General features: G+C 74.5%; 20 protein-coding genes. 10 read left to right on the top strand and 10 right to left on the bottom strand.

The window, feature by feature from the left end; genetic code table 11:
* Nucleotides 1–41: 41 nt before the first annotated feature.
* The 4 genes from EBM89_RS00800 to EBM89_RS00785 are packed head-to-tail and all read right to left on the bottom strand — an operon-like array spanning nt 42 to nt 2,134.
* Nucleotides 42–287 (bottom strand): hypothetical protein, encoded by a 246-nt coding sequence (locus EBM89_RS00800; RefSeq protein WP_233571449.1) that lies wholly within the window; start codon nt 285–287, stop codon nt 42–44.
* Nucleotides 284–1,339: a quinone-dependent dihydroorotate dehydrogenase gene (locus EBM89_RS00795; protein ID WP_122147587.1), complete on the bottom strand. Its 1,056-nt coding sequence runs from the start codon at nt 1,337–1,339 to the stop codon at nt 284–286. The genes EBM89_RS00800 and EBM89_RS00795 overlap by 4 nt, the downstream gene beginning before the upstream one ends.
* A gap of 10 nt (nt 1,340–1,349) precedes the next feature.
* Nucleotides 1,350–1,778, bottom strand: coding sequence for a hypothetical protein (locus EBM89_RS00790; protein WP_122147557.1), 429 nt, complete (start codon nt 1,776–1,778; stop codon nt 1,350–1,352).
* Nucleotides 1,775–2,134 carry a hypothetical protein gene (locus tag EBM89_RS00785; protein WP_122147556.1) on the bottom strand — a complete coding sequence of 120 codons (360 nt, stop codon included), beginning with the start codon at nt 2,132–2,134 and terminating at the stop codon, nt 1,775–1,777. The genes EBM89_RS00790 and EBM89_RS00785 overlap by 4 nt, the downstream gene beginning before the upstream one ends.
* A gap of 39 nt (nt 2,135–2,173) precedes the next feature.
* On the opposite strand from EBM89_RS00785, the gene EBM89_RS00780 reads away from it, so the two are divergent.
* A complete protein-coding gene (locus tag EBM89_RS00780) occupies nt 2,174–3,664 on the top strand; it encodes a leucyl aminopeptidase (RefSeq protein WP_122147555.1) in 1,491 nt (496 codons plus the stop codon).
* Nucleotides 3,665–3,787: 123 nt separating this feature from the next.
* Here the strand turns inward: EBM89_RS00780 and EBM89_RS00775 are convergent, their stop codons facing one another.
* Nucleotides 3,788–4,177 carry an oxidoreductase gene (locus EBM89_RS00775; RefSeq protein WP_122147554.1) on the bottom strand — a complete coding sequence of 130 codons (390 nt, stop codon included), beginning with the start codon at nt 4,175–4,177 and terminating at the stop codon, nt 3,788–3,790.
* 225 nt (nt 4,178–4,402) lie between these two features.
* Here EBM89_RS00775 and lpdA point away from each other — a divergent pair, with 225 nt between their 5' ends.
* From lpdA to EBM89_RS00760, 3 genes are all read left to right on the top strand, one after another.
* Nucleotides 4,403–5,788, top strand: a complete 1,386-nt coding sequence (lpdA, locus tag EBM89_RS00770) for a dihydrolipoyl dehydrogenase (protein ID WP_122147553.1) — start codon at nt 4,403–4,405, stop codon at nt 5,786–5,788.
* Between the two features lie 33 nt (nt 5,789–5,821).
* On the top strand, nt 5,822–7,588 hold the full coding sequence (gene sucB / locus EBM89_RS00765; RefSeq protein WP_122147552.1) for a 2-oxoglutarate dehydrogenase, E2 component, dihydrolipoamide succinyltransferase: 1,767 nt from the start codon (nt 5,822–5,824) through the stop codon (nt 7,586–7,588).
* Between the two features lie 154 nt (nt 7,589–7,742).
* Nucleotides 7,743–9,671 (top strand): glucoamylase family protein, encoded by a 1,929-nt coding sequence (locus tag EBM89_RS00760; protein ID WP_158609428.1) that lies wholly within the window; start codon nt 7,743–7,745, stop codon nt 9,669–9,671.
* A gap of 21 nt (nt 9,672–9,692) precedes the next feature.
* Here the strand turns inward: EBM89_RS00760 and EBM89_RS00755 are convergent, their stop codons facing one another.
* A complete protein-coding gene (locus tag EBM89_RS00755) occupies nt 9,693–10,853 on the bottom strand; it encodes a LacI family DNA-binding transcriptional regulator (protein ID WP_122147551.1) in 1,161 nt (386 codons plus the stop codon).
* A gap of 139 nt (nt 10,854–10,992) precedes the next feature.
* Here EBM89_RS00755 and EBM89_RS00750 point away from each other — a divergent pair, with 139 nt between their 5' ends.
* The 3 genes from EBM89_RS00750 (at nt 10,993) to EBM89_RS00740 (ending at nt 12,762) form a co-directional block, all read left to right on the top strand.
* On the top strand, nt 10,993–11,379 hold the full coding sequence (locus tag EBM89_RS00750) for a PKD domain-containing protein (RefSeq protein ID WP_199731920.1): 387 nt from the start codon (nt 10,993–10,995) through the stop codon (nt 11,377–11,379).
* Nucleotides 11,376–11,744, top strand: a complete 369-nt coding sequence (locus EBM89_RS00745) for a hypothetical protein (protein ID WP_147463408.1) — start codon at nt 11,376–11,378, stop codon at nt 11,742–11,744. The genes EBM89_RS00750 and EBM89_RS00745 overlap by 4 nt, the downstream gene beginning before the upstream one ends.
* A gap of 124 nt (nt 11,745–11,868) precedes the next feature.
* Nucleotides 11,869–12,762 carry a TIGR01777 family oxidoreductase gene (locus tag EBM89_RS00740; protein WP_122147548.1) on the top strand — a complete coding sequence of 298 codons (894 nt, stop codon included), beginning with the start codon at nt 11,869–11,871 and terminating at the stop codon, nt 12,760–12,762.
* 9 nt (nt 12,763–12,771) lie between these two features.
* Here the strand turns inward: EBM89_RS00740 and EBM89_RS00735 are convergent, their stop codons facing one another.
* Together EBM89_RS00735 and EBM89_RS00730 are read right to left on the bottom strand one after the other, a co-directional pair.
* Complete coding sequence (locus EBM89_RS00735; protein WP_122147585.1) at nt 12,772–13,800, bottom strand: Gfo/Idh/MocA family oxidoreductase; 1,029 nt, start codon at nt 13,798–13,800, stop codon at nt 12,772–12,774.
* Between the two features lie 10 nt (nt 13,801–13,810).
* A complete protein-coding gene (locus EBM89_RS00730; RefSeq protein WP_122147584.1) occupies nt 13,811–16,186 on the bottom strand; it encodes an MMPL family transporter in 2,376 nt (791 codons plus the stop codon).
* A 74-nt stretch (nt 16,187–16,260) separates the two neighbouring features.
* Here EBM89_RS00730 and EBM89_RS00725 point away from each other — a divergent pair, with 74 nt between their 5' ends.
* Nucleotides 16,261–16,749 carry a MarR family winged helix-turn-helix transcriptional regulator gene (locus EBM89_RS00725; protein WP_233571447.1) on the top strand — a complete coding sequence of 163 codons (489 nt, stop codon included), beginning with the start codon at nt 16,261–16,263 and terminating at the stop codon, nt 16,747–16,749.
* A gap of 14 nt (nt 16,750–16,763) precedes the next feature.
* On the opposite strand, the gene EBM89_RS00720 is transcribed toward EBM89_RS00725, so the two are convergent.
* Nucleotides 16,764–17,270, bottom strand: coding sequence for a flavodoxin domain-containing protein (locus EBM89_RS00720; protein ID WP_122147547.1), 507 nt, complete (start codon nt 17,268–17,270; stop codon nt 16,764–16,766).
* Between the two features lie 163 nt (nt 17,271–17,433).
* On the opposite strand from EBM89_RS00720, the gene EBM89_RS00715 reads away from it, so the two are divergent.
* On the top strand, nt 17,434–18,153 hold the full coding sequence (locus tag EBM89_RS00715; RefSeq protein ID WP_122147546.1) for a DUF4191 domain-containing protein: 720 nt from the start codon (nt 17,434–17,436) through the stop codon (nt 18,151–18,153).
* A gap of 264 nt (nt 18,154–18,417) precedes the next feature.
* On the opposite strand, the gene EBM89_RS00710 is transcribed toward EBM89_RS00715, so the two are convergent.
* On the bottom strand, nt 18,418–18,912 hold the full coding sequence (locus EBM89_RS00710; RefSeq protein WP_122147545.1) for an RDD family protein: 495 nt from the start codon (nt 18,910–18,912) through the stop codon (nt 18,418–18,420).
* Between the two features lie 192 nt (nt 18,913–19,104).
* On the opposite strand from EBM89_RS00710, the gene glnA reads away from it, so the two are divergent.
* Nucleotides 19,105–20,529, top strand: a complete 1,425-nt coding sequence (gene glnA, locus EBM89_RS00705) for a type I glutamate--ammonia ligase (RefSeq protein WP_122147544.1) — start codon at nt 19,105–19,107, stop codon at nt 20,527–20,529.
* Nucleotides 20,530–20,675: the final 146 nt, after the last annotated feature.

Genomic DNA, 20,675 nt, shown 5'->3' with positions numbered 1-20,675 from the left:
TGTCGACCGCGTCCGCGCGACCCCGGACGGCCCTGCGGTCCTCAGTCCCGGGGACGGACCGTCATCTGCTCCGGGACGACCGTGAGGTCGTGCACCGGCGGCACCAGGGCGCCCTCGTGGCGCAGCACGACCGTGCGCACCCCCTGGTCGCGCAGGGCGCGCCACTGCATCCCCAGCCACTCCTCCGCGTCGGTGCGCGCGGTGAACACCGGCGACACCGGGCGGTCCAGCACGGCGCCCCCGGCGCCCGCCATCTCCCAGGCCCAGGAGGGCCGCAGCGTGCTCACGCCGCACCCCGGCCTGCGCGGGCGACGGCGTCGCGGGCGAGCGCCCGGCCGATGCGGGACGCCCAGAACGGGCCCTCGTAGATGAACCCGGTGTACCCCTGGATCAGGTCGGCGCCCGCCGCGAGGTAGGCCCGCGCGTCGGCGGGCGTGGTGATGCCACCGACGCCGATGATCACCGGTCCGCTGCCGAGGCGGTGCCGCAGCCGGGCCACGACGACCAGCCCGCGCTCCAGCAGCGGCGGGCCGGACAGCCCGCCCTCGCCGAGGTCGTGCGCGATGGTGGTGTTCACGGCGACGACGCCGTCCAGGCCGAGCTCGGCGACGAGGTCCGCCACGGCGTCCACGTCGGCGTCGGCGAGGTCCGGGGCGATCTTGACCAGCAGCGGCACCCGGGGGCGACCCGCCGCGGAGGCGGACTCGTCGGCGGCGGTGCGCGCAGCCTGCAGGATCGGACGCAGGGCGTCCACCGACTGCAGGTCCCGCAGGCCCGGGGTGTTGGGCGAGGAGACGTTGACCACCAGGTAGTCCGCGTACGGCGCGAGGTGCCCGGCGCTCGTGGCGTAGTCGTCCGGGGCGTCCTCGGGGGCCGTCACCTTGGTCTTGCCGATGTTCACGCCGACCACGAGCGCCCGGCCGCGCGGCGTCGAGCGCAGCGCGCGCAGGCGCTTCGCGACGGCCACCGAGCCCTCGTTGTTGAAGCCCATCCGGTTGCGCAGCCCCCGCCGGTCGAGCACCCGCCACAGCCGCGGCGCCTCGTTGCCGGGCTGCGGCCACGCCGTCACGGTGCCGACCTCGACGTAGCCGAAGCCGAGCATCGTCAGGCCGGGGACGCCCACGGCGTTCTTGTCGAAGCCCGCGGCGACGCCGAACGGCGACGGGAACGTGCGCCCCAGCACCCGGACGGCGCCCTGCGGCGGGGTCGCGAGGACCGAGCGGATCACGTCGCTGACGACGGGGACCCGGGACGCGACGCGGATCGCGAGGAACGCGCCGTGGTGCGCGCGCTCGGGGTCCATGCGGGAGAACATCTGGCGGAAGAGGAGGCCGTACACGGCACCCAACCTACTGGTCGGACGACCGTCCCGGCCGGGACCTGGTGCTCCACAGCCACGCGAGCCCGAGGAACGGCAGCACCAGCGGCACGTACCCGTAGCCCTCGCCGAACCCGGACCACACGGTCGCGTCCGGCAGGTCCTCGGCGTCCAGCACGGACAGCAGGCCGACGCCCAGCACGCCCACGAGCTCGACGCCGACGGCCACCCACGCGACGCCGCGCCAGTCCTTGGCGAGGGCCAGGGTCGCGAGCACGTAGACCAGTCCCGCGACCGCGGACAGCAGGTAGGCCAGGGGCGCCTCGTCGAACTTCTGCGCGATCTGGAACCCGGCGCGCGCCGTCGCGGCCAGCGCGAACACGCCGTAGACCGCCACCAGCACCCGCCCGGGCCCGGAGGCGGTGCTGCGGGGCGCCTCGGGGGCGACCGGGGCGCTCACGCCGCCGCCCAGGTCTGGTCGAGGCGCAGCTGCAGGAACGCCACGGCCACCGCCGCGACGACCATGACCACCGACGACCACCGGGTCCGCTCGGCGAACGCCCACAGCGCCGCCGCCGGGAGCAGCACGAGCTGCGTCACGACGTACCCCCAGAACACCGCCGGCTCGGCGGGCTCGGCGCCCGTGAGGTGCTGCACCCCCGCGACGACCGCCTGGACGACCATCAGCCCCTCGACCACGGCCGCGCCCCACAGCTGGCGCAGCACGACCGCGCGGTCGCGGACGGCGAACCAGCCCGACCAGCAGGCCAGCGCGAGCGCCGCCAGGGCGACGGCGTACAGCAGGGGCGGGGTCACGGGGCCCCACGGTACCCGTCGCACCGATAGAGTCGGACGGTGACCCGAGTGACGCTGACCTCCGCGAACCCCACCCGCCAGACCGCCGACGCCCTCGTCGTCGCGGTCGCGAGCAGCCCGGACGGCCCCCGCGTCGTCGGCGCGGACTGGCTCCCCGCCGAGACCGTGCAGCAGGTCACCGACCTCGCCGGCGTGCTCGGCATCACCGGTGCCGCCGACGAGGTCCGGCGCCTGCCCGCCTCCGGCAAGCTCGCCGCGAAGGCCGTCGTCCTGACCGGCCTCGGCTCGCTCGAGGAGCGCAGCACCCCCGACGTCGAGACCCTGCGCCGCGCCACCGGTGCCGCGCTGCGCGAGCTCGCCGGCACGGCGTCCGTCGCCGTCGCGCTGCCCGCCGAGGACCTGGAGCAGGTCACCGCCGTCGTCGAGGGCGCGCTGCTCGGCGCGTACGCGTACACCCGCTACCGCACCGGTGACGCGGACGCCGCCGTCGCGCAGGTCGCCGTGCTCACGCCGCGCGCCCGCGACAAGGCCGCCGCGAAGGCGCTCGCCCGCGCCGAGGTGCTCGCCGCCGCCGTGCACGGGGTCCGCGACCTCGTGAACGCCGCGCCGAACGACCTGTTCCCCGCCGCGTTCGCCGACGCCGCCAAGGCGGCGGTCAAGGAGACCGGCGCCAAGGTCAAGCTCACCGTGCTGGACGAGAAGGCGCTCGCCGCGGGCGGCTACGGCGGCATCCTCGGCGTCGGCCAGGGCTCGTCCCGCCCGCCGCGCCTGGTGAAGGTCGCCTACACGCCGTCGCGCCCGGCCGCGAAGGTCGCGCTCGTCGGCAAGGGCATCACGTTCGACACCGGCGGCATCTCCATCAAGCCCGCCGCGGGCATGGACGCCATGAAGTCCGACATGGCCGGCGCCGCCGCGGTGCTGCACACCGTGCTCGCCGCCGCCCGGCTCGAGCTGCCCGTCGCCGTCACCGGCTGGCTCTGCCTCGCCGAGAACATGCCGTCCGGCACCGCGCAGCGCCCCTCCGACGTGCTGACCATCCGCGGCGGCAAGACCGTCGAGGTGCTCAACACCGACGCCGAGGGCCGCCTCGTCATGGCGGACGGCCTCGTCGCCGCCGTCGAGGAGAAGCCCGACCTGGTGCTCGACATCGCCACGCTGACCGGCGCGCAGCTGGTCGCGCTCGGCCCGCGCGTCTCCGCGGTCATGGGCACCGACGGCGCGCGCACCGAGGTCGTCGACGCCGCCGAGGCCGCGGGCGAGGCGTTCTGGCCGATGCCGCTGCCTGCCGACCTCAAGGCCGGGCTGAAGTCCAAGGTCGCGGACATCGCGAACATCGGCGACCGGTTCGGCGGGATGCTCACCGCCGGGCTGTTCCTGCAGGAGTTCGTCGGGACGACGCCGTGGGCGCACCTCGACATCGCGGGCCCGGCGTACAACGAGAAGTCGGCGTTCGGGTACACGCCCGTCGGCGGTACCGGCGTGGGTGTGCGGACGATGCTCGCCCTCATCGAGGAGCGCGCGACCCGCTGACCACGCGACGCACGGACGCCCCGGTCCCCCTCTCCGCGGAGGTGGGGACCGGGGCGTCCGTGCGTCCGGGGCGGGTGCCCGCCCGTGCCGGCGGGTGGGAGCGGCTGTGGGTGCCGGCGGAGGTCAGCGCGGGTCGGCCGAGCGGCGCGCGGCGCGCTCCCGCTGGGCGCGCTGCCGCTCGATGCGCTGCCGACTGTTCCAGTCCCGCATCCGCTGCGGGTACCCGGTGCGCTGCACGTCGTAGACCGGCAGCCCGAGCGTGCGCGCCAGCTCGTACCCGGCCTTGGGGTCGGGGACGCGGCGCCGGGTCCACTCCCCGTCGGTGGCGATGAGCATGAGCGTGGTCTGCGTGACGTTGGTCTGCGGCTCGAGGTACGCCTCGACGCCGACCCTGCTGGTCGCGAACTCGCGGAGGTGCGCGAGGGTCTCCTCGCGGGCGGCGCGACCGGTCGGCGGGGCCTCGGAGGCTCCGGGTGCGGCGGTGCCACGGCGGCGACGGGAGAACAGACCCATGGACGGGAGCGTAACGGCGCCGCCTGGGCGCGGGCTGGGATTCACCCGTGCGCAGCACCGGCGGCTGGTGTGCCGCCGGCGTGCCACCACCCACCAGACATGGGATGACTGTTCCCAGAATCACACGACGGAGCCCCTGGTCTGGGTCGTCCGGCCCAGGACGAGATGACAAGATGGGCCAGGAACAACCGCGTTCCCCTATGTCTGCGCCGGAGGAGTTCTCACGTGTCCGACACGACCGGATCCGCTTTCGACATCGTCGTCCTGGGCGGAGGGAGTGGCGGCTACGCGGCTGCGCTCCGCGGTGCCCAGCTCGGCCTGAGCGTCGCCCTCATCGAGGCCGACAAGGTCGGCGGGACCTGCCTGCACAAGGGCTGCATCCCCACCAAGGCGCTGCTGCACGCCGCCGAGCTGGCCGACAACGCCCGCGACGGCGCCCACTTCGGTGTGCACACCGAGCTCACGGGCATCGACATGAACGGCGTCAACGAGTACAAGGACTCGGTGATCGGCCGCCTGTACAAGGGTCTGCAGGGCCTCATCAAGTCCCGCAAGATCACCGTCATCGAGGGCTACGGCAAGCTCGTCGCCGCCGACACCGTCGAGGTCAACGGCGAGCGCGTCACCGGCAAGCACGTCGTGCTGGGCACCGGCTCGTACGCCCGCACCCTGCCGGGCCTCGAGATCGGCGGCCGGGTCATCACGTCCGACCAGGCGCTCAAGCTCGACTGGGTCCCGAAGTCCGCGATCATCCTCGGCGGCGGCGTCATCGGCTCGGAGTTCGCCTCCGTCTGGAAGTCGTTCGGCGCGGACGTCACGATCATCGAGGCGCTCCCCCACCTGGTCCCCAACGAGGACGAGGCGCTGTCCAAGGCGTTCGAGCGCGCGTTCCGCAAGCGCGGCATCAACTTCAACCTCGGCGTGCGGTTCTCCGGCGTGACCCAGAACGACGACGGCGTGCACGTCACGCTCGAGGACGGCAAGACCTTCGACGCCGACCTGCTGCTCGTCGCCGTGGGCCGTGGCCCGTCGACGTCCGGCCTGGGCTACGAGGAGCAGGGCCTGACCCTGGACCGCGGCTTCGTCATCACGAACGAGCGCCTGCACACCGGCGTCGGCAACATCTACGCCGTCGGCGACATCGTCCCCGGCCTGCAGCTCGCGCACCGCGGCTTCGCCCAGGGCATCTTCGTCGCCGAGGAGATCGCGGGCCTGAACCCCGCGCCGATCGTCGAGTCGGGCATCCCCCGCGTGACGTACTCCGACCCGGAGGTCGCCTCCGTCGGCCTGACCGAGGCCAAGGCCAAGGAGGTGCACGGGGCCGACGCGATCGAGACCCTGGAGTACAACCTCGGCGGCAACGGCAAGAGCCAGATCCTCGCGACCACCGGCTTCATCAAGCTCGTGCGCCAGAAGGACGGCCCGGTCGTCGGCGTCCACATGATCGGCGCGCGCGTCGGCGAGCTCATCGGCGAGGGCCAGCTCATCGTCAACTGGGAGGCGTACCCCGAGGACGTCGCGGCGCTCGTGCACGCCCACCCCACGCAGAACGAGGCTCTCGGCGAGGCGCACCTGGCGCTCGCCGGCAAGCCGCTGCACGCCCACAACTGACCCACCTGGAACTTGAAGGAGACACGAGCGGTCATGTCCGACAACGTGCAGCTTCCCGCCCTCGGCGAGTCCGTCACCGAGGGAACCGTCACCCGCTGGCTCAAGAACGTGGGTGACCGCGTCGAGGTCGACGAGCCCCTGCTCGAGATCTCGACCGACAAGGTCGACACCGAGGTCCCGTCGCCGTTCGCCGGCACGCTGGAGCAGATCCTGGTGCAGGAGGACGAGACCGCCGAGGTCGGCGCCGTCCTCGCCGTCATCGGCGACGGCTCCGGCTCGGACGCGTCCGACGACGCCCCGGCGCAGGAGGAGTCCGGCTCCGAACAGCAGACCGGCGCCACCACGCAGGGCGAGGGCTACGGCGACCCGGCCCCCGAGGTCGAGTCCGCCTCGTCCGCCACCGAGACCCCCGCGCCCGCGGCGCAGGAGTCCGGTTCCGGCGACGGCCAGCAGGTCACCCTGCCGGCGCTCGGCGAGTCCGTCACCGAGGGCACCGTCACCCGCTGGCTGAAGGCCGTGGGCGACAGCGTCGAGGTCGACGAGCCCCTGCTCGAGATCTCGACCGACAAGGTCGACACCGAGGTCCCGTCGCCGTTCGCCGGCACGCTCCAGGAGATCCTGGTGCAGGAGGACGAGACCGCCGAGGTCGGCGCGCCCCTCGCCGTGATCGGCTCGGGCTCGGCCCCGGCCGCGTCCGCCCCGGCGGAGCAGCCGAAGGCCGAGCAGCCGAAGGCGGAGGAGCCGAAGGCGGAGCAGCCGAAGGCCGAGTCCGCTCCGGCGGCGACGCCCGCGCCCGTGCCCGCCCCGGTGCAGCAGCAGTCCGCCCCGGCGCAGTCCGCCCCGGCCGAGCAGCCGAAGGCCTCCGGCTCGTACCTCACGCCGCTGGTCCGCAAGCTCGCCGCCGAGAAGGGCGTGGACACCGCGACCCTGACCGGCACCGGCGTCGGCGGCCGTATCCGCAAGGAGGACGTCCTCGAGGCGGCCGCCAAGGCGGAGCAGGCCGCGAAGTCCGCCGCCCCGGCTCCGTCCGCCGCTGCCGCCCCGGCCGCGTCGGCGCCCGCCAAGCCGGTGGAGCCGTCGCCGCTGCGCGGCACGACCGAGAAGGCCAGCCGCCTGCGCCAGGTCATCGCCGAGCGCATGGTCGAGGCCCTGCACAGCCAGGCGCAGCTGACCTCCGTGGTCGAGGTCGACGTCACGCGCGTCGCCCGTGTGCGCGCGAAGGCGAAGGACTCCTTCAAGGCCCGCGAGGGCGTCAACCTCACGTTCCTGCCGTTCTTCGTGCAGGCCGCGGTGGAGGCGCTCAAGGTGCACCCGAAGATCAACGGGGTGCTCGAGGGCAAGGAGATCACCTACCACGGCACGGAGAACATCGGCATCGCCGTGGACACCGAGCGCGGCCTGGTCGTGCCCGTCATCCGCGACGCCGGTGACCTCAACCTCGCCGGGATCGGCCGCAAGATCGCCGACCTCGCGGGCCGCACCCGCGCCAACAAGGTCACCCCGGACGAGCTGTCCGGTGCGACCTTCACGGTGACCAACACGGGCTCCGGCGGCGCGCTGTTCGACACGCCGATCGTCCCCGGTGGCACCTCCGCCATCCTGGGCACCGGCGCGATCGTCAAGAAGCCGGTCGTGATCAAGGACGCCGACGGCGCCGAGGTCATCGCGATCCGGTCGATGTGCTACCTGGCCCTGTCGTACGACCACCGCCTGGTGGACGGCGCGGACGCCTCGCGGTACCTCATGACCGTCAAGCAGCGGATCGAGGAGGGCGCGTTCGAGGCCGAGGTCGGCCTCTGACCGCTCGCCCCGCAGCACCCCGGAGCCCCGGTGACCCTCGTGGTCGCCGGGGCTCCGGCGTTGCGGGGCTCACCGGTCGCGACTACGGTGCTCCGGCTCTTTCGACAACGGGTGTCGAAATTTCGGCGCCCCCGGACCACGAGGACGTGACCCGATGCGAGAAGCCGACAGCGCCCGACCCTGGCGCGACCAGACCGACCCCCGACCGCGGCGGCCCCACCGGCGGGTGGTCGCCGTCGGCCTGGCGGGGGTGCTCGCCGCGACCGGGGCGGCGCTGCTGCCGGGTGCGGCCGTCGCCTCCCCGGCTGCACCCGCCGCCCTCCCCGCGGGCGGGGGCGGGCACGGCGGTGGGCACGGGGGCGGTCATGTCGATCCGGACCTGCTCCGGACCTGGCTGGCCGACACGTACACGTCGCTGGACGCCATGACCGACCCCGGCACCGGTCTGGTGGCCGACAACATCGAGGGCTCCCTCGACCCGGAGACCGCGTCGGCGTACACCTCCCCGACCAACATCGGCGGGTACCTCTGGTCGACGGTCGTGGCCCGGGACGCCGGGCTCGTCGACGACGACACCGCCCGCGAGCGCCTGGCGACGACGCTCGGCACCCTGGAGCGGATGGACCGCCACGACGCCAGCGGCATGTACTACAACTGGTACGACCCGGCGACGGGCGACCGCGTCGACACCTGGCCGGACGACGGGGCCCCGGTGGAGCACTTCCTCAGCAGCGTCGACAACGGCTGGCTCGCCGCCGCGCTGCGGGTCGTCGCGGAGGCGGAGCCGTCGCTCGCCGAGCAGGCGCGCGGGCTCTACGACGGGATGCACTTCGGCATCTACTACAACCCGGAGGGCCGGCCCGACCTCGGCGTCGGGCTGATCCGCGGCGGGTTCTGGGACACCGAGCCGTCCGGGTGCTCGGTGCCGGGCAACTACACCGGGGGCGAGCAGGTCTACTACACCTGCCACCACTACGACACGACGGTCTCCGAGACCCGCATCGCCCTGTACCTCGGCATCACCGACGGCGAGATCCCCGCCGAGGCGTACTGGGGCACGTACCGGACGTTCCCGTCCACGTGCGACTGGTCGTGGCAGGAGCAGCGCCCGAGCGGCGTGACCCGCACGTACGACGGCGTCCCCGTCTACGAGGGCGTCTACCAGTACGACGAGATGGCGCTCGTGCCCGGGTGGGGCGGCTCGATGTTCGAGGCGCTGATGCCCGACATGCTGGTGCCGGAGTCCGAGTGGGCCCCGCGGTCGTGGGGCGCGAACCACCCGCTGGTCGTCGAGGCCCAGAAGCGGCACGGCCTGGACGAGGCCGGCTACGGCTACTGGGGCTTCTCCCCCGCCAGCAACCCGGCGGGCGGGTACGCCGAGTACGGCGTGGACTCCCTGGGCATGCGCTCGGACGGCTACCTGTCCGACGGCACGACCGACGTCGACGCGGGCTTCGCGGGCTGCCGCGAGGGCACCAACCCGGACCCGGAGTTCGGCGACGGGGTCGTCACCCCGCACGCGGCCTTCCTGGGCCTGGAGTACGACCCGCGCGGCGTCGTGGAGAACCTGCAGCGCATCGCCGCGGACTTCGACGCGTACGGCCCGGGCGGGTTCTACGACGCCGTGGCCGTCCGGTCCGGCACGGTCGCCGAGCGGTACCTGTCGCTGGACCAGGCGATGATAGTCGCCGCGCTCGGCAACTACCTGGACGACGGCGCGCTGCGGGAGTACGTCGTCGACGACGAGATGGAGCAGAACCTGCGTCCCGTCCTCGCCGCCGAGGTGTTCTCGTCGGCCGCCGAGCCGGTCGTCCCGGCGATCACCGAGCCCGCCCCGAAGCGGCCGGTCTCGCGGATCGAGGGCCTCGCCGGGACCGGTGAGCCCGGCGCGCACCTCACCGTCACCGGCCGCGACGGCGCCACCTGGTGCACCGCCGACGTCGACGCGGACGGCGCGTGGGCGTGCGACGTCCCGCCGGTCACCCGCAAGGGCGCGCACCACGTCACGGCCAGCACCACGAACGACGCGGGCCGGACGGTGACGTCCGACCGGATCACCCTGGTCGTCGCGGGCCACCGCTGATCGACGCCGCCGCGGGGTGGGTCACCCCCCACCCCGCGGCGGGGGCGCCGTCGACGCGCGCTCGACCAGCGTCGTCGCGAGCTCCAGGTGCCGGCCCACCGGCTCCCCCGCCCGCGCCCGGTGCGCCAGCACCACCGCCGCGTCGCCCATCTCCGTCAGCGGTTGCCGGACGGTCGTCAGCGCCGGGTCCAGCCACGCCGCCACCGGCAGGTCGTCGAACCCCACCACCGACAGGTCCTGCGGCACCCGCACCCCGTGCTCCCGCGCCGCGCGCAGCACCCCGATCGCCGTGTCGTCGCTCGCCGCGAACACCGCCGTCGGCGGGTCGTCCAGCCCCAGCAGCACCTCCGCCGCCCGGAACCCCGCCTCGACCCCGAACGCGCCCCCGCGCACGAGGTCGTCGTCCGCCGGCAGCCCCGCCTGGATCAGCGCCGTCCGGTACCCCGCGAGCCGCGCCACCGCGTTGTCCTGGTCCTGCGGACCCGTGATCGTCGCGACCCGCCGGTGCCCGAGACCCAGCAGGTGCGCCGTCGCGTCGAGCCCGCCCCGGAAGTTCGTCGCCCCCACCACCCGCAGGTCCGCGTCTCCCGGCACCCGCGGGTCGACCACGACCAGCGGCACGCCCGCCTGGGCGGCCGCCACCCGCGCCGCCGGGTCCGGGACCCCCACCACCCCCACCAGGGCGTCGGTCCCCCGGGCCAGCGCGTGCCGCACCCACGACCCCGCCGACGCCGCGTCCGCGTGCGGGTCCACGGTCACCACCAGGTCCGCACCCAGCCGCCGGGCAGCCCGCGCCGCACCACGCACGACGCCCTCGGCCCACGCGCTGTCCAGGTCGTGCACCCGCAGGTCCACGAACCCCGTCCGGCGCCCGCCCGAGGGGCGCACCGCGTACCCGTGCCGCGCCAGCGCCGCCGACACGCGCTCCCGGGTGGTCGGGGCGACGTCGGGGCGCGAGTTCAGCACCTTCGACACCGTCGGCACCGACACCCCCGCGTCGGCGGCGACGACGGCGAGCGGCGGGGGGGCGGACGTCGTCGGCCTGCATGGCCGCCACCCTAGGACGGCGGATACCGAGCCCGGGTGGGATCCGCGGACTGCCCCCCTCGTGGACGCGAACGCTGCGGCCCGGTGGACGGACGTGGTTGGGGTGAGGCCTGACCTGATCGCCCGCACGCCCATGGCCACTCACGGCGAGACCTTGGTCCCTGTGTGAGTGGCGAGGAGTGCTGCGAGCGTCGCCACGACACATGTCAGGACGTCAGCCCTCCGCAGGGCCCGCAGCCGAGGCGCTCCTCACGTTCACGTCGAGGGGATGGACATGCGTGGGATCAGATCGGCGTCGACGGCCGCAGCAGTGATCTCGTTCGTGGTGGCGACGTCGGGTGTCGCCGCAGGGGCTGCTGCGAGCCCCGGCTCGGCGGCGCCGGGCGCAGGCAGCGAGTTCGGCGTGGTCCACGTGGGGTCGCGCGACCGAGCGGGTCTGGCGGGTGACGTCGCGTGGGACTTCGGTGACGGGACGACCGCCACCCACCCGGTCGTCACCCACAACTCCCCACCGGGCGGCAGCTACGACGTCACCCTGGTCGTCACCGACGACGAGGATGCTCTGGAACTCGGTTCCGAGGAAGAGCTCTTCACCGTGGTGCTCGGTCCGATGCAGCCGGGGTTGGGCGGCGGACCCGCGACCCCGGTGCCGCTCGGATGAACGCCTCAGGTGCCCCCGACCACGGCAGCGGCAGCGAGGACGGGCCGGACGGGATGTTCGACTCCTGGTGGTGGCGGTGGGGCATGGCGGCGGTGGTGACCGTCCTGGGGTGGGTGCCCGTCCTTCCGCTGGCCGTCATGGGTTGGGTGGCACTCGGCGGCGCCCACGGGGTCAGCATCGCTGGCGCACCGCCAGATCAGGCCCTCGGCACCCTGTTGTGGGCCGGATCGGCCTTCGCGCTCGTCGGCCCGGCCTGCATGTCGAGCTACCGGCTCTGGCCCCTGCGGTACCGCCTGGCGGTGGCGGTCCCGGTCGGCCTCGCCTGGTTCCTCGTCGGACGCTTCGTCCTGCCCGGTGGAGGCTGAGCCGACGAGGCACGGAGCGTGACGTCACCGGGTCCGCTGGACACCAGGTTCCGCGTCACCAGGCGACGACGCCGGACGAGCCTCCGGCGGGCCGGAGAGCGGCGGCGCACGTAGGGTCGGCGGCATGATCGTGGTGCTGGCGGGGTCGAGCGGGTTGATCGGGACGGCGCTCGCGCAGCGCCTGCGCGCGGAGGGCCACGAGCTGCGGCGCCTGGTCCGGCGTCCGACGCAGGGCCCGGAGGAGCGCACCTGGGACCCGGCGACCGGCGTGCTGGACCCGGCGCACCTGGACGGGGCGGACGCGGTGATCAACCTCGCAGGCGCCGGGGTCGGCGACAAGCGGCTCACGGACGCCCGCAAGCGCGTCGTCCTGGAGTCCCGCACCCGCACCACCGGGCTGCTGGCGCGGACCGTCGCCGGGCTGGACGCCCCGCCGCGGGTGCTGCTGCAGGGCTCCGCGACCGGCGCGTACGGCTACCGGGGCGACACGCCCGTCACGGAGGACGACCCGTACGGGGACTCCTACCTCGCGGGTGTCGTCCGCGCCTGGGAGGGGGCGGCGGCCCCGGCGGTCGAGCACCCGGACGTGCGGGTGGCGTTCCTGCGCACCGGGATCGTGCTCGCGCCCTCCGGCGGGGCGCTGGGCCGGCTGCTGCCGCTGATCCGGCTCGGGCTGGGTGGTCCGCTGGGCGACGGGCGGCAGTTCTGGAGCTGGATCACGCTGGAGGACGAGGTCCGGGCGATCCTGCACCTGCTCGACGCCCCGGTGAGCGGCCCCGTGAACCTCACCGCCGAGCCCGCCCGGCAGCTCGACCTGGTGCGCGCGCTCGCCGAGCGGCTGCACCGGCCCGCGGTGCTCCCGGTGCCGGCGTTCGCGATGCGGCTGGCGCTGGGGCAGTTCTCCGACGAGATCCTCGGCTCCCTGCGCGCCGAGCCCGCGGTGCTCCGCGCGAGCGGGTTCACGCACCGGCACCCCACGGCGCAGGCCGCGGCGGCGTTCGTCCTGCCCGCGTCCTGAGGCGCCGGGTCAGAGCGTGACGGTGCGCTGCTCGGCGGCGGAGACGCGGGCGGCGTCGAGGACGCGGGCCGTGACGACGGCGTCCGCCGGGTCCACGGGGACGGGCCCGCCCGCGCGGACCCACGCGTCCACGGCGCGGTAGAAGTCCGGGTGCCCGCCGGGCGTGCGGGGCACGGCGACGCGCTCGTCCCCGTGCACCAGCCAGCCCTCGTGGGTGTCGTCGCCCTCGTCCAGGGTCGCGAACGGGCTCGCCTCGCCCTCGAAGCTGGTCACCAGGTAGGCGCCTCGGTCGCCGAGCACGCGGGTGCGCGGGCCGGGCGCGCCGACGAGCCCGCCGGCGCCCAGGTGGCTGAGCACCTGGCTGCCGTCGGGACGCGGTGCGTGGGCGAGCGCGAGGAAGACGTCGTCCGGCGCGGGCGTCGTGATCGACCTGATCTCGGCGTGCACCCGCACGACCGGCCCGAACAGCTGGACGGCGGAGTCCACGAGGTGCGCGCCGAGGTCGAGCAGCAGGCCGCCCGCGCGGGTGTCGTTCTCCTTCCACCGGTCCTGCGGGACGGGCCGCCAGCGCTCCCAGCGGCGCTCGAACCGGTGCACCCGGCCGAGCGAGCCCGCGTCGAGCAGGGTGCGCAGGGTGAGCTGCTCGGGGTCCCACCGGCGGTTCTGGAACACCGTGAGCCGCCCACCGGCCTGCTCCCCGAGCCGGGTGAGGTCGGCGGCCTCGTCGGCGGTCGTGGCGAGCGGCTTGTCGACGACGACGTGCAGGCCGGAGGCGAGCGCCTGCGTGACGTGCTCGACGTGGTCGCCGGTCGGGCTGGCGATGACGACCACGTCGAGGTCCGCGGCGTGCGCGAGCAGCGACGCGACGTCCGCGTCCACCGCCACGCCCGGCCAGTCCCGGCCCGCGGCGGTCGCCCGGGCGGGGTTGCGGGTGACGACCCGCACGACCTCGGCCCCGACCTCCCGGAGCAGCCGGGCGTGGATGCCCCGCCCCGCCGAGCCGTAGCCGACCAGTCCCACCCGCAGCGCCTCCGTCATGGCCGTCACCCTAGGCGCGCGGCGCCACCTCCCGCGCGCCGGTGCCCCGCGCGAGCCGGCCCGGCCACCAGGCGCGGTCGCCGATGTCGTGCACCAGGGCGGGCACGAGCAGCGATCGCACGACCAGGGTGTCGAGCAGGACACCGAAGGCCACGATGAACGCGAGCTGCGCGAGGAACAGCAGCGGGATGACGCCGAGCGCCGCGAACGTCACCGCGAGCACCACGCCCGCCGAGGTGATGACGCCACCGGTCACGGCCAGACCGCGCAGCACGCCCGTCCGGGTGCCGAGCCGCAGGCTCTCCTCCCGGACGCGGGACATCAGGAAGATCGAGTAGTCGACCCCCAGCGCGATGAGGAACGTGAACGCGTACAGCGGCACGGCCGGGTCGGCGCCCGGGTAGTCGAGCACGTGCTCGAACACCAGCGCGGACACCCCGAGCGCCGCCGCGAACGACAGCACGTTGGCGAGCATGAGCAGCACCGCGGCGAGCACCGAGCGCAGCAGCACCATGAGGATCAGCAGGATCACCACGAGCACGACCGGGACGATGACCCGCAGGTCCCGCTCCCCGGCGTCCTGCGCGTCCAGGGTCTCGGCGGCGGCACCGCCGACCAGCGCACCGGGGACGGCCTCGTGCACGGCCTCGCGCAGCCGCTCGACGGTCGCGACGCCCTCGGTGGTGTCGGCCGCGGCCTCGGTCGCGACGTCGACCCGCACGCGGCCGTCCACGACGACGGGGTCGGAGGGCGGCGCGGCGTCCGCGTCACCCCCGGCACCCGCGCCGCCCGCAGCGCCCGAGGGAGCCCCGGCCTGCGCGCCGGTGTACGGCGCCGCGGAGACGACCCCGTCCACGTCCTGCGCGGCGGCCACGACCGCGTCGGCGTCGGCCTCGTCCACGATGACGGTCGCGGGCTGGACGGTCCCGGCCGGGAAGTGGTCGGCGAGCACCGACTCCCCCGCGACGGCGTCGACGTCGGTGAGGAACACGTCCGCCTGGCTGGTGCCAGACGCCTGGAACGTCGGGACGAACGCGGCGGCGACCAGCAGCACGGCGGCGGTGCCGATCCACACGACCCGGTCGCGGCGACCCACCCAGCGGGCGAGGCGACCCCAGATCCCCGCGGCCGGCAGCGGGTCGGCCGCGGACTCCGGATCGGCGTGGGCGCCGTGCCGCCGGCCGGCGGGCGCTACCCGGGCGCCCGCCACCGGCTCGCCCACGACGTCCGCGCTGTGCGCGCCGTGCTCGGCGTGCGGGACGCGCGGCCAGAACAGGAACCGGGACCGCTTCCCCGCCACCAGCAGCAGGAGCGGCAGCAGGGTGAACGCGGCGAGGTACGCGGCGGCGATGCCGATGGCCCCGACGGGACCCAGGCTGCGGTTCGACGCGAGGTCGGACAGCAGCAGGCAGAGCAGACCGGCGACGACGGTGCCCGCGCTGGCGGTGATCGGCTCCAGGCTGCGGCGCAGGGCGCGGCGCATCGCGGCGGCGGGCGACTCGGTGCTCCGCAGCTCCTCGCGGTACCGGGCGACGACGAGGAGGGCGTAGTCCACGGACGCGCCGACCACCAGGATCGCGAGGATGCCCTGGGCCTGGCCGTTCAGCGTCAGGGTGCCGGCGTCCGCCAGGTGGTAGACGACGAGCGCGGCGGCGCACAGGGCGAACACGGCGGTGAGGATCACCGCGAACGGCAGGAACGGCGACCGGTAGACCAGCACGAGGATCACGAGCACCGCACCGAGCGCGACGAGCAGCAGGACGCCGTCGATCCCGCCGAACGCGTTGCTGAGGTCCGCGACGAACCCGCCGGGACCGGTCACCCAGGCGCGCAGCCCGGCGTCGCCCGCGCTGTCGGCGGTGGCGCCCAGGTCCTCGGCGAGGCTGTCGCGCACGGCCTGCACGACCGCGCCGATGACGCTCTCGTCGTCCGCGAGGGAGGCGTCGGCGGCCTCGGCGTCCACGGACAGCGGGACGAGCAGCGCCTCGCCGTCCTCGGACGGCACGACGACGGGGTCGGCGGCGAGGACGTCACCGAGCGTCGCCGGGTCTCCCGCGGCGGGGTCCGCGCCCGGCAGCGGCACGTCGACCAGACCGGCGACCACGGGCTGCACGTCGGCCAGCGCGGTCGCATCCAGCGCACCGCCGCCCTCGGCCTCGAGCACCACGAGGACCGGCAGCGCCTCGTTCTCGGTGAACGCGGCGGACAGCTCGGCGGCGCGCGTCGACTCCGCCGACGACGGCAGGAACGCCGCCGCGTCGTTGGTCTGCACCTGGGACAGCTGCCCCTGCGCCATCCCCCCGAACGCCCCGACCGCCAGCCACCCGGCCAGCACCACCAGCACGACCAGCCCTCGGCCGATCCCCCGCACCCCGTTGCTCAGCATGCTGAGCACTATGCGGGACGGCCGCCGTTCCGGCAACATGTGCCCTGGGCACACGTCGACAGGGAGGACGCACGGTGGATCTGCACGCGGACCAGGGCGGCACCTCGCCGCACCCGCGGTGGGAGTCCATGGCGGCGCGCGAGCCCGGCGGCTGGCCCGTCGGGCGGCTGCTGTCCGCCGCGTCCCGACGTGTCGAGCGGGACTGGAACGGCCACCTCGCCGCCTGGGACCTCAACCACGCGAGCCAGCCCGTGCTGGTCATCCTCCTGCGCGGACCCAGCACCCAGGCCGAGCTCGCGGCGCTGTGCGAGATCACCGAGCAGACGATGAGCCGGGTCCTCGCCCGCCTCGAGCGCTCCGGCTACGTCACCCGGACGGCCCACGCCACGGACCGGCGCAAGCAGGTCATCGCCGCCACCGACGCCGGGCGCACCGCCGTGCTCGCCGCGTCCGACCCGGAGGCCGCCGAGGCGATGGTCACCGACGGGCTCACCGCCGAGCAGGTCGAGCAGCTCAAGGCGCTGCTGCTCGTCGTCGCGAGGAAGAGCACGCCGACGCCCTGACGTGCCGGCCGCGCTCAGGTGCGCGACGGCGCGGGGCGCGAGAGGTCGCGCGCGACCCGCCCGGCCCACTCCTCGACCTCCTCGAAGTCCCGGAAGTCCCCCTCCTCGGCGTGGATCATCGCGACCAGCGCGCGCTCCGCGAGCCCGAGCTCCTCGCGTCGCAGCCGCCCGGAGAACACCGCCACGTCCCGGGCACCGACGCGCTCCGCGACCGTCCGCACGTCGTCCGGCTCCGACGCCGGCAGCGGCGGGACCCCGACCGGGCCCGACCAGAACAGGTACACCGGGCGCGCGGCGAGCTGCTCGGTCTGCCGGTCCACCAGGTCGCGCAGCGCCACCGCCAGCCGGCCCGCGTACACCGCCGAGCCGAGGACGACCGCGTCGTAGCCGTCGACGTGCTCGACGTCGTCCGGGTCGACCCGCGCCACGTCGTGACCCGCGGCGGCGACCACCTCCGCGACCGCGTCGCCGATCTCCCGCGTCCCGCCGTGCCGGGACGCCGTCGTCACCAGGACCCGCATGGTCGCCTCCCCCGCGTGCGCCGCGGCTCCGGTGCGCGCGGTCGTCCCCTCAGGCTCACCCCGGGCCGACGGGACGCACCAGGGACCGAGGTCCCGGCCGTCCGAGGCCGTCCGAGTCCGTCCGAGTCCGGTCCACCGCGGGTCGCCGGTAGACTCCGACGTCATGGCCCGTGAGAAGAACGCCACCGGGGCGCCGAAGCCCCCGAAGGTGAAGAAGACCCGCTGGTACCACCAGGTCTGGCAGGCGTACCAGATGACCCGCCAGCAGGACCCGGCGGTCACCTGGCTGATCCTCGCGGTGTTCTTCGGCATCATCGTGCTGGGCCAGCTGCTGGGGCTGTTCTTCCTCAGCTGGTGGTGGTGGCTGCTCGTGAGCATCCCGTTCGCGATGCTCGGCGGCATGTTCACGCTGACCCGCCGCGCCGAGCGCGCCGCGTACTCCCGCATCGAGGGCCAGCCCGGCGCCGCCCTGTCCGCGCTCGGCACCATCCGCCGCGGCTGGACGTTCGCGCAGGAGCCCGTCGCCGTCGGCCCCCGCACGCAGGACATGGTGTTCCGCGGCGTCGGCCGGCCCGGCATCGTGCTGATCGGCGAGGGCCCCGAGCACCGCATCGGCAAGCTGCTCGAGGCCGAGCGCAAGCGCACCGCCCGCGTCCTGCAGGGCGTGCCGATCACGCTGCTCGAGGTCGGGCGCGAGGAGGGGCAGATCCCGCTCCCCCAGATCGCCCGCAAGGTGCAGCGGCTCAAGCCGCAGCTCACCAAGGCGGAGGTCGGCGAGGTCGTCAAGCGGCTCCAGGCCCTCGGCGCGGTCAAGCTCCCGGTGCCGAAGGGCGTCGACCCGATGCGCGTCCGCCCGGACCGCAAGGGCATGCGCGGCCGCTGAGCGACCCGCCCCCGCACGCACGACGCAGGCCCGCACCCCCACGCCGGGGGTGCGGGCCTGCGTCGTGCGCGGCGAGGACCAGGCGGGCGTCCAGGGCGCCTCGATCGCAGCGCCGGGCGCCGGGCGCCGGGCGCCGGGCGTACGGTTCTCGGCTCTGGGTGAGGGGTGCGGCGCAGGCGCGGAACGTCCTCTCGGCGACCGCGGAGCGGCAAGGAACGAGGCGGCGCGGGGCGGCTCGGGCAGACTGCGTCAGCAGCCCGGGCGTCAGCGGCGGACGATCGCCGTGCTGGCCGTGCGGTCGTGCAGGCCGCGGCCGTCCGCGTCCCAGACCACCGCGGGGATCACCAGGCAGAGCAGGACCGTGCGCACGAGGCCGAGGAAGAGGTTCGGCGGGACGTCGGGTCCGGCGTCCGGCGCGGGGCCGCCCGGGCGCGCGACGAGGCGCGGCGGCGCGACCCGGCGCACCCGCAGCCCGAGCAGCCGGTGCCCCAGCGTCGTGCCGATGGTCCCGACCAGGAGCAAGTTCTCGACGGCGAAGATCGCCAGCGTCGCCCCGGCCTGGGCGGACGGCGGGAAGAACGCGTACGCGATGACGCTGCACACGAACCAGTCCACGAGCAGCGCGAGCAGCCGCCGCGACAGCGGGGCCAGCGAGCCGCGTCCCTCAGCGGGCAGCCCGAGCCGGGCCCCCCGGTCGGCACCGGTGCCACCGACGGGCGGGCCCTCGAGCCACGACCCCACGTCCTCGCGATCGACCATGCGTCCACGGTATCCGGCGCGCCCCCGTGCCCGGAGCGCCGCGCGCGTCTCAACCCGTGAGCAGGACACGTCCACGCAACATGAACGGGGGGTGACGTAACGTGCCGGAAACAATCGGTACACCCGAGGGAAACTGCGCGCCCCTAGCCTCGTCGGAGCCCGGCAAGGGCATGTCGACCCGAGGAGCAGCGGATGTTCACCACGCCAGCGGAAGTCCTGGCCTTCATCAAGAGCGAGGACGTCAAGTTCGTCGACGTCCGGTTCTGCGACCTGCCCGGCGTGATGCAGCACTTCAACGTGCCCGCCGCGTCCGTGGACGAGAACTTCTTCGTCGAGGGCCAGATGTTCGACGGGTCCTCGATCCGCGGCTTCCAGGCCATCAACGAGTCCGACATGAAGCTGCTGCCGGACGTCACGACGGCGTTCGTGGACCCGTTCCGTGCCGAGAAGACCCTCGTGCTGAACTTCCACATCGTCGACCCGTACACCGACGAGCCCTACAGCCGCGACCCCCGCCAGGTCGCCGCCAAGGCCGAGGCGTACCTGCGCTCGACCGGCATCGCGGACACGGCGTTCTTCGCCCCCGAGGCCGAGTTCTACATCTTCGACGACGTGCGCTTCGAGACGAAGCAGAACTCGTCGTTCTACTCCATCGACTCCATCGAGGCCGCCTGGAACACGGGCCGCGTCGAGGAGGGTGGCAACCTCGGCCACAAGACGCCCTACAAGGGCGGCTACTTCCCCGTCCCGCCGGTCGACCACTTCGCCGACCTGCGCGACAAGATCTCGCTGCAGCTGGACGCCCTCGGCCTCGAGGTCGAGCGCGCCCACCACGAGGTCGGCACCGCCGGCCAGGCCGAGATCAACTACCGCTTCGACACGCTCGCCAAGTCCGCGGACAAGGTGCAGCTGTTCAAGTACGTCGTGAAGAACGTCGCGCACGCCGACGGCCGCACCGCGACCTTCATGCCGAAGCCGCTGTTCGGCGACAACGGCTCGGGCATGCACGTCCACCAGTCCCTGTGGAAGGACGGCAAGCCGCTGTTCTTCGACGAGAAGGGCTACGGCGGCCTGTCCGACCTGGCCCGCTGGTACATCGGCGGCCTGCTCAAGCACGCGCCGTCGCTGCTGGCGTTCACCAACCCGACGGTGAACTCCTACCACCGCCTGGTCCCCGGCTTCGAGGCCCCGGTCAACCTGGTCTACTCGGCCCGCAACCGCTCCGCGTGCATCCGCGTGCCCGTGACCGGCTCGAACCCGAAGGCCAAGCGCATCGAGTTCCGCGTGCCGGACCCGTCGTCCAACCCGTACCTGGCCTTCGCGGCCATGCTGATGGCGGGCCTCGACGGCATCCAGAACCGCATCGAGCCGCCGGAGCCGGTCGACAAGGACCTGTACGAGCTGCCCCCCGAGGAGCACGCCGCCATCGCGCAGGTCCCGGGCTCGCTGTCCGAGGTGCTCGACAACCTCGAGGCCGACCACGACTGGCTGACCGCCGGCAACGTGTTCACCCCGGACCTCATCCAGACCTGGATCGACTACAAGCGGTCCGCGGAGGTCGACCCGATCCGGCTGCGCCCGCACCCGCACGAGTTCGAGCTCTACTACGACGTGTAAGCGTCAGGGTTCGAGGCTGCTCCCTTGAGCGCCTGACCTGCACGAACGGCAGCCCCGTCACCCTCGTGGTGGCGGGGCTGCCACTTTCTCTGCCACAACCGCGTGCGGCGATTGCCGCGATGCCGCGGCTCCCAACCGTGCCCGGC

The sequence above is a fragment of the Cellulomonas triticagri genome (assembly GCF_003696205.1).
GTDB lineage: Bacteria > Actinomycetota > Actinomycetes > Actinomycetales > Cellulomonadaceae > Cellulomonas > Cellulomonas triticagri.
This window is presented reverse-complemented; position numbering and strand designations above follow the sequence as displayed.